This window comes from Sphingomonas sp. SUN019, assembly GCF_024758705.1.
Classification (GTDB): domain Bacteria; phylum Pseudomonadota; class Alphaproteobacteria; order Sphingomonadales; family Sphingomonadaceae; genus Sphingomonas.
In genome coordinates this window covers 2,107,590-2,120,253 of the sequence record NZ_CP096971.1, presented here as the reverse complement: position 1 = coordinate 2,120,253, position 12,664 = coordinate 2,107,590, and the positions used below count along the sequence as shown (strand labels likewise).

The following is a 12,664-nucleotide window of genomic DNA, read 5'->3' as shown; positions in this document are numbered from 1 at the left end:
GGGAAAACTCCGTCTGAAACAAAATGGGCCGCCCCTTCCCGGAGCGGCCTCTAAGGCGTCCGATCTAGTGCGCGCACGCCCCAAGGGCAAGCGCCGCGAATCTCATGCCGCCGCGCGGACATCGCTGAGCGGCGCGAGCGCATCGACGAACTGCCGCGCGCTGGCGGCCCAGGTGAAGCCTTGCCCGTATGCCGCGCACGCCGATCGGTCGCAGGTCAGCGCGGTTGCGATCGCCGTGCCGAGGTCTTCGTCCATCGCGCCGGTTTGCGGCGTCAGCACGTCGACCGGGCCGGTGACAGGATAGCCCGCGACCGGGGTGCCGCACGCCAGCGCCTCGATCATCACCAGCCCGAACGTATCGGTGCGGCTGGGGAAGACGAAGACGTCTGCGGCGGCATAAGCGGCGGCGAGGTCGTGGCCGAAGCGCGGCCCGAGAAAATGCGCGTCGGGAAAGCGTGCCGACAATTCGCGCAAGGCCGGGCCGTCGCCGACGATCACCTTGCTGCCGGGATGATCGGAGCCAAGGAAAGCGGCGATGTTCTTCTCGACCGCAATGCGTCCGACGTAGAGTTGCACCGGTCCCGGCAGCGCGCGGATCGTGGGGTCGGGCGCGACATTTGCGTGAAACAGCGCCTGATCGACGCCGCGCCCCCAGCGCCGTACCTGCGTCAGCCCCTGCGCCTCCAGCGTGCGCGCGATCGACGGGGTGGAGGCGAGGATCGCCTGCGCTGGCCCGTGGAACCAGCGGATGTAGCGCCATACCCATGCCGGGTCCAAACCGGTGCGCGCCGCGACATAATCGGGGAATTGCGTGTGATAGGCGGTGGTGAACGGCCGCCGGCGCGCCACGCACCAGCGCCGCGCGCCGATCCCCAGCGGTCCCTCGGTCGCGATATGCACCGCCTCCGCCCCGAATGCGGCGATCGCATTGCCGACTGCGCGCGCGCCGGCCAGCGACAGGCGGATTTCGGGATAGGTCGGGCAGGGGAGCGATGCGAAACGATCAGGTGCGACCACCAGCACCTCATGCCCGGCGGCGCGGAGTTCGCCGATCACCGCCTCCAGCGTGCGCACGACGCCGTTGACTTGGGGGCTCCAGGCGTCGGTGACGATCGCGATCCGCATGTCAGGCCGCCAGCGCGCGGACCTCGGCTTCGCGCGCCGCGATCACGTCGGCCCAGTGGAGCACCTCCATCCGCCCGTCGAAGTGTTCGACCAACGCGGTGCAGCTCTCCACCCAGTCGCCGTCGTTGTAATAAGTGACGCCACCGATCTCGCGCATTTCGGCGGTGTGGATATGTCCACACACGACGCCGTCGACCCCGCGAACGCCTGCGGCGTGCGCGACGACTTCCTCGAAATGCGAGATGAAGGCGACGGCGTTCTTGACCTTCGCCTTGGCGTGCTTCGACAACGACCAATAGGGCATGCCGAAACGGCGGCGGAAGGCGTTGACGCCCCGATTCGCCGCCATCAGCATGGTGTAGGCGCTGTCCCCGACATAGGCGAGCCAGCGGTGCGCCAGCGTGATCGCGTCGAATTCGTCGCCGTGCAGCACCAGCAGGCGGCGGCCGTCGGCGGTTTCGTGGATCGCCTTGCGACGGATCGCGATGCCGCCGAAATCGGTGCCCGCGAACTGGCGGAACACCTCGTCATGATTGCCGGGGATGTAGATCATCCGCGTGCCGCGCTTGGCGCGCTTCATCAGGCGGCGGACCACGTCATTGTGCAGCGGCGGCCAATAGAATTTCTTCTTCAGCCGCCAACCGTCGATCATGTCGCCGACCAGGTACATCGTGTCGCTGTCGACGCGGTCGAGGAAATCGACCAGCATCGCCGCGTTGCACCCGCGCGTGCCGAGATGGACGTCGCTGATCCAGATCGTGCGGTAACGCCGCCGGTCGCCCCCGGGCGTGGCGGTGGCGATCGTCGGCAGCAGCGGCAGCGGAGGCGCAATCTCGCGCTTTGTGGCATAGTCCAGCAGGTCGGTGACGTCGGCGATGGTCGTCATTGGGCGGCCCTCCCTCATGCGCCGCCCCTGCATGATCAATGTTACGCCCGCATCACGTGGCGGTTACGCTTATGAGTCAATCATCTAGCGCGATATGGCCCGGCAGCGTCGCCACGCGCGTCAGCCAGGCGGTAACCGCGGGGTAGGCGGAGAGGTCGAAACCGCCCTCGTTCGCGACGTGCGTGTAGGCGTAGAGCGCGACATCGGCGAGCGTGAAACGATCCGCCGCGAACCAGTCGCGCGTCGCCAGATGCCGGTCCATCAAGGCGAGCGCGGCGTCGCCCGCCGCTTTCTTGCCCGGAATCAGCGCGCGTTGTGCAGGACTTAGCGCGTCCTCGCCGATGAAATGCCGCCAGAAGCGCAAGGTCGCGACGTTGGGTTCGTGGCTGTACTGTTCCCAGAACATCCAGCGCATCATGTCGGCGCGGTCGAAGCGGTCTTCGGGGATCAGCGTCGATCCGTGCGCCAGATACAGGCACGCCGCTGCACTTTCGGGCAGGAAATGGTCGCCGATCTGCAGCACCGGGATACGCCCGTTCGCATCGACCTGCGCGAGAAATTCGGGCGTGCGCGTTTCGCCCTTGCGGATGTCGTAGCTGCGCCGGTCGAGCGCGATGCCCAGATGCGCCGCGACCAGGCGGATCTTGTAGCAATTGCCCGACACCGGGTCTTCGTGAAGGATCAGATCGGTCATGGCTCGCCTCTATGACGCCAAAGAGACCGCGCGAACCAGGTTTTGCGCGGTGAGCCACAAGAAAGACTTATGGATCAAGCGCGTCGATCACGCCGCCGATCAGGTTGGTGGTCAGCAGCGACGGCGATGTCCCGCGCGCACCCGCCACTTCTTTTAGATAGCGCGTCCGGGTGGCGGCAGATCGGCGCGCCAGATCGACCGCGGCATCCGCGTCGATCGCCTCGAAGCGAATGGCGCTTCCGGCGCGCAGTTGCGCGACGCGGTCGACGTCACCGTCGATGACCACCGCGATGCGCGGATAGCCGCCGGTGGTCTGGTGATCGGCCGACAACAGGCTCACGCGACCGTCGCCGTCGACCTGCAACGCGCCGCGGATCGCGGGTTCGCTCGGCATGTCGATACTGGTCGGGGTTAGCGGCGGACCGTCGAGGACGAGGCCCATCCGATCGAACCGCGCGGTGGCGGTGAAGGGTTCGGCCGTCAGGCGCGCGATCGTCTTGGCGGCGAAGTACCGCTCCTGCGGTCCGATAACTATGCGCGCGGTCTCGATCGGCGCGGCGGTGGGCGGGATGGGGAGGGCGATGCTACCCGATCCGGCGCGCGGGTGCTCGATTTCGAGGGTCGCACCATCGGTCAGACGGCCTCCGCCAAGATCGGCGAGCAGATGCGTGGCGCGGCTGCCGAGCCATGACGGCGCGACGAGATCGCCTGCGAAGGCGAGATACGCCCAGTTCCCGTGCGCGCCGTCGCGGATGCGCAGGCGCATTCCCGGTTCGAACGTCGCGGTGGTCCAGCTTCCGAGCGGCGCATTATCGAGGTCGACCGCGAAATCGCCGCCGGTCAGTACGATGTCGACCGCGCCGTCCTCGCACACCAGTGTCAGCCCGCCGAGCGACAGTTCAAGCCCCGCTGCGTCCGGGCCATTGCCGACCGCAGCCTGCGCGGCGGCGAAGGCGAGGCGGTCGACCGGACCGGAGGGCGGAACGCCGTAGCGTCGGAAGCCCGGCCGCCCTACGTCCTGCACCGTCGTCAACGGCCCGGCGCGTTCGATCCTGAGTCGCGCGGTCATGCCGCCGCGAACCGCACGCGATCGCCGGGATCGAAGCGGAACGGCTTTTCCGCGTTGGCGTCCAGCACGCGGAAATCGGTGTGGCCGATCACCCACCAGCCGGTCGGCATAATGAGCGTCGTGATCAGGCATTGCGCGCCGGCGATCATCACGCTGCCGACCGGATGCCCGCGCACCGCGGCGGTCTTGCGTGGCAAATGCAGCGCGTCGGGCACGCCGCCGAGATAGGCATAGCCCGGCGCAAAGCCGTAATTGGCGACATGGTACGTGCCCGCCGCGTGCTGCGCCGCGACGTCCGCGCTGCTCAAGCCGGTCCGTTCGGCGACCGCTGCGAGATCGGGACCGTCATAGCTGACCCGAACGATATGTTCTGCGCCCTCGACCGGGGCGTCACTCGCGCGCTCCAACCTGTCGTGCAGTAGCGGCGCGAGGTCGGTGGGACGGGTCGCGAAGGGGTCATACACGACCAACAATGTCGTGGTCGCGGGGACCGCCTCGATCATCCCCGCGGGCGCATCCGCCGCGAGCGAACGGTCGAGCGCGACGACGCGCGCGAAGGCGTCCGCTGCATTCGCGAAATCGACCAGCAAGGCGGTGTCGCCGACCGGCCGGATGACGGGCGTCATCGCAGGAACGGCGCGAGGGTTACGCCGTGTTTGGTCAGCCGATCGCGCACCGCCGCCGCCATCGCCGCCGCGGATGGGCTGTCCCCGTGGATGCAGACCGAATCGACCGCCAGATCGACGCTGCCGCCGTCGGCCGTCGGCATCCGTCCGCTGTCGAGGAAGGCGATCAGCCGGTCTGCCGCCTCACCGGAATCGTGGATCAGCGCGCCGGGTTCGCTGCGCGGGACGAGGTTGCCCTCTGATGTATAGCCGCGGTCGGCGAATACTTCGCTGAACACGCGCGTCCCGCGCTCGCGCGCCGCCTGCTCCAGCACCGTGCCCGAGATGGCCAAGATCGCGAGGGCCGGATCGACCGCGTGCACCGCCTTCAGGATCGCATCCGCGACGCCGCGATCCTCGCTCGCCACATTCGCCAGCGCGCCATGCGGCTTCACATAGCGCACCGGATGCCCCGCCAACGCGCCGATCGCGATCAGCGCGCCGACCTGGCCTGCGACGAAGCGTTCGATCTCGGCGGGCGGGCAGGGCAACCGTCGCCGCCCGAAACCCGCCAGATCGGGATAGCTCGGATGCGCCCCGACGACGATGCCGCGATCCTTCGCCAGCACCAGCGTGCGGAACATCGTCTCGGGATCGCTCGCATGGCCGCCGCACGCGACGTTGGCGCTGGTGACGATGGCGAGCATCGCCGCGTCGTCGCCCATCGTCCACGGGCCGTACCCTTCGCCCAGATCGGCATTCAGATCGATCGTTCGCATGACACGGCTTTACAGCGCGGCTCGCCCGCGCGAAATCCCGCCGCGGGGGTACGATGACGACGACCGAACTTTTCCTGATCGCGATGCTGATCGTGTTCAGCGTGCCGTATCTGGTGTGGCGCGTGCTGCGCACCGATTACTGGATGCCGCTGGTCGTCGTGCAGATCGTCGGCGGCGTGCTGCTGGGGCCGGGCGTGCTCGGCGCGTTGCTGCCCGAATGGCACAAGGCGGTGTTCAACCCGCAGGTCATCACCGCGCTGAACGGCGTCGCGTGGTGGGCGGTGATGATATTCGTGTGGATCGCGGGGATCGAACTGGACATCAGCCAGGCGTGGGCGCGGCGGCGAGAGACCGGCGTGACCGCGGGGCTCGCCCTGTTCGTGCCGCTCCTGTTCGGGTGCGGCGCGGCGCTGCTGATGCTTTCGTGGCGAAACGGATGGGCGGGGGCGAACGGACAGACGTGGCAGGTGGTGCTGGGGATCGGCATGGCGTGCGCGGTCACCGCGCTGCCGATCCTGGTGCTGCTGATGGAGAAGATGGCGATCCTGCGCGCGCCGATCGGGCAGCGCATCCTGCGCTACGCCAGTCTGGACGATGTTGCGATCTGGGGCGTGCTCGCGTTGATCTTGCTCGATTGGGAGCGGGTCGAGCGACAGGCGGGGTTCCTTATCGCGTTTGCGGCGGCCGCGGCGGCGATGCGCTGGCTGATGGTGCGCCTCGCCGAGCGCGATCGCTGGTATGTCGGGCTGATCTGGCTCGCGGCCGCCGGACTGGCGGCGGACTGGGCGGGACTGCATTTCATGGTCGGCGCGTTCCTAGCCGGGGCGGTGCTCGATTCGAAATGGTTCGATCAGCCACGGATGGACCTTTTCCGCGACCACATCCTGCTGGCGGTGATGCCGGTATTCTTCCTGTCGACCGGGCTGCGCACCAATTGGGAGATGGGCGGCACGGCGGTGATCGGCGCGGCGCTGCTGCTGCTGGCCGCGTCGGTCGCGGGGAAGCTGGCGGGCGTGCATCTGGCCGGGCGCATCCTCGGGTGGGGCAAGGGCGAGGCGACGCTGATTGGCTGGTTGCTGCAGACGAAGGCGCTGATCATGATCATCTTCGCCAACATCCTGCTCGATCGGCAGGTCATCAGCGCGGAGACGTTCACGGCGTTGCTGCTGATGGCGGTGCTGAGCACGATGCTGACCACGCCGATCGTCGCGCCGCGGCTGAAGCGGATGGAAGGATTGATCCGCCAGACGCATTGACGCTTAGAGGCAAGAGCGCTGTAAGCGGTTACGGCGGTCGGGAGCGGATCATGCGGAATTGGATACGGCTTTTGTTGGCCGCGTGGGCGATGATGGTCGCGGGTGTCGCCGAGGCGGCTGACTATCAGGCGCGGTCGGGCGCGACGGCGCTGCGGATCGACGCGCTGACCGACCAGATCCTCCGCATCCGCATCGCGCAGGACGGCACGTTTCCCGAGGATGCGAGCTGGGCGGTGGCGCATGAGACCCGCGCGAACCGCGTGGCGACGACCGCGACGCGCGACGGATTCTCCACCGCCAGCGTCCGCGTGGCGGTCGATCCCGCGACGCTGGCGGTGAAGTTGTACGACAAGAGCGGCAAGACGATCGTCGCTGATGACGCGCGACCGATGGCGCAGGACGGGCGCGGTTTCACGTTACGCAAGGCGATGCCCGCGGCGGAACATTATTTCGGGCTGGGCGACAAGACCGGCGCGCTCGATCGCCGCGGCGGCAGCTTCACCGGCTGGAACACCGACCAGTTCGGATTCTCGAGCAGCACCGATCCGCTCTACAAGACGATCCCGTTCTTCATCGGCGTCGGCGGGGCGGGGGGAAGCTACGGCGTGTTCCTCGACAACAGTTTCCGTAGCTGGTTCGATTTCGGACGGCGCGAGGAGAATGTGCTGGCGTTCGGCGCGGCGGATGGCCCGGTCGATTATTATCTGATCGCGGGACCGTCGACTGCAGAGGTCGTGCGGCGTTATACCGACCTGACCGGCAAGGCCCCGCTGGTGCCAAAATGGGCGCTGGGATTCCAGCAGTCGCGCTACAGCTACATGACCGCGGATGAGGTGAAGGGGATCGCGACACGGCTGCGCGCTGACCGCGTGCCGACCGACGTGATCTGGCTCGACATCGATTATCAGGACCGCAACCGGCCGTTCACCGTGAACGAAAAGGCGTTTCCCGATCTGAAAGGGCTGGCGCAGAACCTTGATGCGACCGGCGTGAAACTGGTCGCGATCGTCGACCTCCACGTCGCCAGCGCGCCGCGGCAGGGCTATGCGCCGTATGACAGCGGCGTCGCGGGCGGGCATTTCCTGCGCAACGCCGACGGATCGACCTATGTCGCGCCGGTCTGGCCGGGGCCGTCGGTGTTTCCCGATTTCACGAACGCGACCACGCGCGACTGGTGGGGCGGGTTGTTCAAGGGCTTCGTCGATACCGGCATCGCGGGCTTCTGGAACGACATGAACGAACCTGCGATCTTCGAGACGCCATCGAAAACGATGCCGCTGGACGTACGCCACCGCATCGCGACCGACGATTTCGCACCCCGCGACGCGACCCATGCCGAGGTCCACAACATCTATGGCATGGAGAATACGCGCGCGACGTACGAGGGGTTGAAGAAATTGCGCCCCAACGACCGCGCCTTCGTGATGACGCGTGCGACTTATGCGGGGGGACAGAAATATGCGGTGACGTGGACCGGCGACAACAACGCGAGTTGGGATCATCTGAAACTGTCGGTGCAGCAATTGCTGAACTTGGGGCTGTCGGGCTTTTCCTACAGCGCGGCCGACGTCGGCGGGTTCACCGGCGGTCCGAGCGCGGATCTGCTGACGAAATGGATTCAGATCGGCGCGTTCACCCCGGTCTTCCGCGCGCACGCCGCCAAGGACACGCCGCGCGCCGAGCCGTGGGTCGACGGGCCGGTGCATCTGGCGCTGCGGCGCAAGGCGATCGAGGAACGTTACCGGCTGATGCCATATCTCTATGCGCTGGCGGAGGCGAATGCGCGGACCGGCGATCCGATCATGCGGCCGGTATTCTACGATTATCCCGGCGCGCTGGCGGCCCCGTGCGATCAGTCGATGGCGTTCACTTTGGGCGCGAAGCTGCTGGTCGCGTCGAACCCGAAGCCTGAATCGCCGCAAAGCTACAAGGTGTGCCTGCCCGCGGGCGGATGGTATGATTACTGGAACGGCGCGCGGGTCGATGCCGCGACGATCGACGTGACGCCGCGGCTCGACACGCTGCCGGTGTATGTTCGCGCCGGGAGCATCCTGCCGCGGCAGGCGGTGACGCAGAGCACTAGCGAGACGCCTGCGGGACCGATCGAGTTGCACGTTTATCCGGGTGCGGACTGCGCGGGCGAACTGTACGCCGACGACGGCAAGACGATGGCGTTCGTGCGCGGCGGGTTCTTGCGCCAGCAGGTCAGATGCAGCGTCGGCGGCGGGCGCGTGACGATCGACTTCGCCCAGCGCGAGGGAACTTACTCGCCGTGGTGGCGCGAGATGGCGGTCGTCGTCCACGGCCGCACCCGCGCGGGTCGCGCGACACTGGGTGGAAAGGCGGTCGAGGCGGCCTTCGCCGGTGGCGCGACGACGGTGACGATCCCCGATCAGGCGCAGGCGGCGCGGCTGGAGATTCGATGAAGCGGCCGGGGACGCTGCGGCTGGCGGCATTCGCCTTCGGGGACTTTGCGTTCAATCTCTACTGGCAGAGCGTCATGCTCTACCTGTTGTTCTATTATACCGATGCGCTGGCGATCGGGATGGAGCTGGCCGCCGCCATCTATCTCGCGGCGTCGGTGTGGGACGGCGTGGCGAGCTTCGTCGTCGGCGTGATCGCGGACCGGCGCGGGTCGGCGCGGCATTACCGGCTGGCGCTGCTGATCGGGGCTGCGCCGTTGGGTCTGGCGTTCGTCATCGCCTATATGCCGCCGCCGGTCGCGGGCGTGGCGGGGGTGGCGTTCGTGCTCGGCGGACATCTGCTGTTCCGCACCGCTTACGCTTTGGTCAACGTGCCGTATCTGGCGATGTCGGCGCGGATCAGCGCGGACAGCCGTGATCGGGCGCTGGTCGCGGGCCTCAGGATGCTCGCGGGCACGGGCGCTGCGGTGGTGGTGGCGATGGGGACGGTGCCGGTGGGTACGATGCTCGCGGGAATCGCCGGCCCTCGTGCGTATTTGTTCGCCGCGATGCTGTTCGCCGCGGTCGCGACCGTCATCCTGCTCTACGTCGGCGCGACCTTCCGCGATGCAGCCCCGGTCGACGATGCGCCGCGCCCATCGGTGCTGGCCTGTCTGTCCAGCCTGGCGCGCAACCATGCGTTTGTGACGCTGGCGGGGGCGATGATGGCGATGATCGTCGCGGTGACGATCCTCAACAAATCGGTGCTGTATTTCTTCAAATATGCGGTGCGCGATGAGGCCGCGGGGCAATTGGCGCTGGCCGCGATGATGGCCACCAGCGCGGTCGCGGTGCCGCTGTGGATGCTGATCGCACGCTTCACCGGCGCGCGCGCGGTGTGGTTCATCGCCAGCGGCGCGTGCGCGGGCGGATTGCTGCTGTTCGCGGGTCTCGGCATCGCGGCGGCGCATCCGATGCAGGTGCTGCTGATCGGCCTGCAGGTCGCGATCGTCGGTCTGCACTTCGCCTTCTGGGCATTGCTGCCCGACACGATCGAATGGGGCCAGCGCGACACCGGGCTGCGCGTGGAGGGCATGGTGTTCGGACTTGCCGCGCTGTTGCAGCGCGTCGCGATCGGCGTGGCGACGGTGATCCTCGGCATTGGCTTCGGCAGCTCGGGCTATACCGCCAACGTCGCACAAGGATCAGCGACATTGGCGGGAATGCGCGCGACGATCGCCCTCGCCCCGCTGGCGTTCCTGGCGCTGTCGGCGTGGCTGATGTGGCTGAACCCGATGCGCAAGGGCGCGCACGACCGTATCGTTGCCGAATTGGAGGCATAGCGCAGGTTCGAAAGCGATCAGGTTCGACAAACGAAAATCCTCCCCTGGAAGGGGAGGTGGCGCGGAGCGCCGGAGGAATGTCACCTTATCGAGAACGCGAAACCCCTCCGTCTCGCTACGCGAGCCACCTCCCCTTGCAGTGGAGGATTTGCGAGATGGCCTATCAGATGGCGTTCAAGTCTAAGCCACCAATTCGAACGTCCCCTTCGCGCCCTCGGCCTGCGCGCTCGGCGCGATCCAGACGTCGAACGCGCCGGGTTCGACGGTCGGCTTCAGTTCCAGCCCGATGAACTCCAGGTCCGTGCGGCGGAGCGTGAAGCGCACCGTTTCACTGGCGCCGGGGGCGAGCGAGACTTTCTTGAACGCTTTCAGTTCGCGCACCGGGCGGGTCACGCTGCCGACGCGGTCGTGGATGTAGAGCTGCGCCACCTCGATCGCGGCGCGGGTGCCGCTGTTTGTGACCGTCGCCGATACCTCGATCGTCCCGTTCCACGCCATCTGCGGGGCGACGTTCAGCGCCGAATACCCAATCTTGCCATAGGTCAGCCCGTGGCCGAACGGGAACAGCGCCTCATTCAGCGCGGTGCGGTATTTCGCCTTGTACGGCTCCTTGATGTTGGGCGCGGGGCGGCCGGTCGCTTTGTGATCGTAATGATACGGCTCCTGCCCCGATTCATACGGGAAGCTGACCGGTAGCCGCGCTTCGGGGCCATGCGCGCCGAACAGGATATCGGCGGTGGCGTTGCCCGATTCGGATCCGAGGAACCAGGTGACCAGGATCGCGGGCGCATTCCGGACCGCACCCGCGAGCGCCATGCCGCGGCCGTTCTTCAGAATCACGACGACGGGCTTGCCGGTCGCGGCGATCGCCTCGGCCAGCGCTTGTTGTGGTGCGGGAACGGTGATCTCGGTGCGCGATTGCGCCTCCCCCGACATCCCTTCGCTTTCACCGATCGCCAGCAGCACGATGTCGGCCGCGTTGGCGGCGGCGACCGCCGCCTCGATCCCGCCCGCCAGCGGTTCCTCGACGCCCGATCCGGCGGTGACGGTCATCGCACTCTTGTCACGCAGCACCGCGCCGATGCCGGTGGCCAGGTCGATCGCCTGCGCATTGTCGCCATAGACGACCCACGGACCGTTCAGATCACGCTGTCCGGTCGCAAAGGGTCCGATCAGCGCGATCTTCTTGCCCGATTTGGGCAAAGGCAACAGGTCGCCGTTGTTCTTCAGCATGACGATCGATTTGCGTCCGGCCTCACGCGACAGCGCGATGCTCGATTTGGTGCGGCTGCGCGCCTTTTCGCGTTTCAGGTCGATGCGGCGGAACGGATCGTCGAACAGGCCGAGCGTGTGCTTCACCGCCAGCACGCGCCGAACCGATTCGTCGAGCGTCGCGACCGGCACCTGCCCATCGCGCACCAGCCCCGGCAGATGGAGGAAATACAGATTGCTCTGCATCGCCATGTCGACGCCGGCCATGAAGGCGATCCGCGCCGCGTCGCGGCCATCCTTGGCGAAACCGTGCGCGATCATCTCCTCGTCGCCGGTGTAATCGCCGACGACGAAGCCCTTGAAGCCCCATTCGTCGCGCAGCAGCGTCTTCATCAGCCACGGATTGCCGTGCGAGGGCACGCCCGAAATCTCGTTGAACGACGCCATCGCCGACAGCGCGCCCGCGTCGAACCCGGCCTTGTACGGCGGCAGATAGACTTCGCGCAGCGTGCGTTCGGACACGTCGACCGTGTTGTAGTCGAGCCCAGCCTCGGCCGCGCCATAGGCCGCGAAATGCTTGACGCAGGCCATCATCGCGTCGTTTGCGGTCAGGTCGTCGCCCTGGAATCCCTTCACGCGCGCCGCGGCGAACAATTCACCGACACGGACATCCTCGCCTGCGCCCTCCATCGTGCGGCCCCAGCGCTGGTCGCGCGCGATGTCGACCATCGGGAAGAAGGTCCAGTCGATCCCCGAACCCGCCGCCTCGAACGCCGCGACGCGCGCGGTGCGGCGCGCGAGTTCGGGTTCGAAGCTGGCCGCTTCGCCGACCGGCACGGGGAAGATGGTGCGGTGGCCGTGGATCACGTCGGCGGCGAAGATCAGCGGAATCTTCAGCCGCGACCCTTTCATCACCGCGGTCTGCATCCGCTGCGCCATCACCGCGCCGTTGCCGTTGAACACGCCGGTCAGCTTGCCCGCGACCGCATCGGCCAATTGCGCGTCGAAATTGGGACCATTGCCCGCTGGATTGAGCGTCGTCGCGACACCGCCGCCCCACGCGGAGGCGTTCAGCGTCAGCTGTCCGGCCTTTTCCTCCAGGGTCATCTTTGCGATCAGCGCGTCGACCGATGCGGGGACGGCGGCGGTATCGACGGTGCGCAGCAAGGCGCGCGCGGGGCTGGCGGCCCAGGCGGCGATCGTGCCCGCGCCGAGCAGCGCGGCGCGGCGCGAAATGGTGATGTCGGACATTGATCGCTCTCCCCGAGAACTTAAAGTTTCGGCGTTGACCCG

Annotated in this window: 10 protein-coding genes; 3 read left to right on the top strand and 7 right to left on the bottom strand. The window is 67.3% G+C overall.

What is annotated here, in order from left to right; translation table 11 throughout:
* Window positions 1-102: 102 nt before the first annotated feature.
* The 6 genes from M0208_RS10170 to M0208_RS10145 all read right to left on the bottom strand — a co-directional run bounded on the left by M0208_RS10170 (window position 103) and on the right by M0208_RS10145 (window position 5,158).
* On the bottom strand, window positions 103-1,125 hold the full coding sequence (locus M0208_RS10170) for a glycosyltransferase family 1 protein (protein ID WP_258891588.1): 1,023 nt from the start codon (window positions 1,123-1,125) through the stop codon (window positions 103-105).
* A gap of 1 nt (window position 1,126) precedes the next feature.
* Window positions 1,127-2,011: a UDP-2,3-diacylglucosamine diphosphatase gene (locus tag M0208_RS10165; RefSeq protein ID WP_258891587.1), complete on the bottom strand. Its 885-nt coding sequence runs from the start codon at window positions 2,009-2,011 to the stop codon at window positions 1,127-1,129.
* 76 nt (window positions 2,012-2,087) lie between these two features.
* A complete protein-coding gene (locus M0208_RS10160) occupies window positions 2,088-2,705 on the bottom strand; it encodes a glutathione S-transferase family protein (RefSeq protein WP_258891586.1) in 618 nt (205 codons plus the stop codon).
* A gap of 67 nt (window positions 2,706-2,772) precedes the next feature.
* Window positions 2,773-3,774, bottom strand: a complete 1,002-nt coding sequence (locus M0208_RS10155) for a biotin-dependent carboxyltransferase family protein (RefSeq protein WP_258891585.1) — start codon at window positions 3,772-3,774, stop codon at window positions 2,773-2,775.
* Complete coding sequence (locus M0208_RS10150) at window positions 3,771-4,400, bottom strand: allophanate hydrolase subunit 1 (RefSeq protein WP_258891584.1); 630 nt, start codon at window positions 4,398-4,400, stop codon at window positions 3,771-3,773. The genes M0208_RS10155 and M0208_RS10150 overlap by 4 nt, the downstream gene beginning before the upstream one ends.
* A complete protein-coding gene (locus M0208_RS10145; RefSeq protein WP_258891583.1) occupies window positions 4,397-5,158 on the bottom strand; it encodes a LamB/YcsF family protein in 762 nt (253 codons plus the stop codon). The genes M0208_RS10150 and M0208_RS10145 overlap by 4 nt, the downstream gene beginning before the upstream one ends.
* Before the next feature lie 53 nt (window positions 5,159-5,211).
* Between M0208_RS10145 and M0208_RS10140 the strand changes: the two genes are divergently transcribed.
* From M0208_RS10140 to M0208_RS10130, 3 genes are read left to right on the top strand one after another with little or no spacing between them, the layout of a single operon-like run.
* Window positions 5,212-6,414, top strand: coding sequence for a cation:proton antiporter (locus tag M0208_RS10140; protein WP_258891582.1), 1,203 nt, complete (start codon window positions 5,212-5,214; stop codon window positions 6,412-6,414).
* Window positions 6,415-6,464: 50 nt separating this feature from the next.
* On the top strand, window positions 6,465-8,840 hold the full coding sequence (locus M0208_RS10135; RefSeq protein WP_258891581.1) for a TIM-barrel domain-containing protein: 2,376 nt from the start codon (window positions 6,465-6,467) through the stop codon (window positions 8,838-8,840).
* On the top strand, window positions 8,837-10,159 hold the full coding sequence (locus M0208_RS10130; RefSeq protein ID WP_258891580.1) for an MFS transporter: 1,323 nt from the start codon (window positions 8,837-8,839) through the stop codon (window positions 10,157-10,159). Before M0208_RS10135 ends, M0208_RS10130 begins: the two co-directional genes overlap by 4 nt.
* Window positions 10,160-10,339: 180 nt before the next feature.
* Here the strand turns inward: M0208_RS10130 and bglX are convergent, their stop codons facing one another.
* Entirely contained in the window at window positions 10,340-12,622 is a 2,283-nt protein-coding gene (bglX, locus tag M0208_RS10125; protein WP_258891579.1) for a beta-glucosidase BglX, read from the bottom strand.
* Window positions 12,623-12,664: the final 42 nt, after the last annotated feature.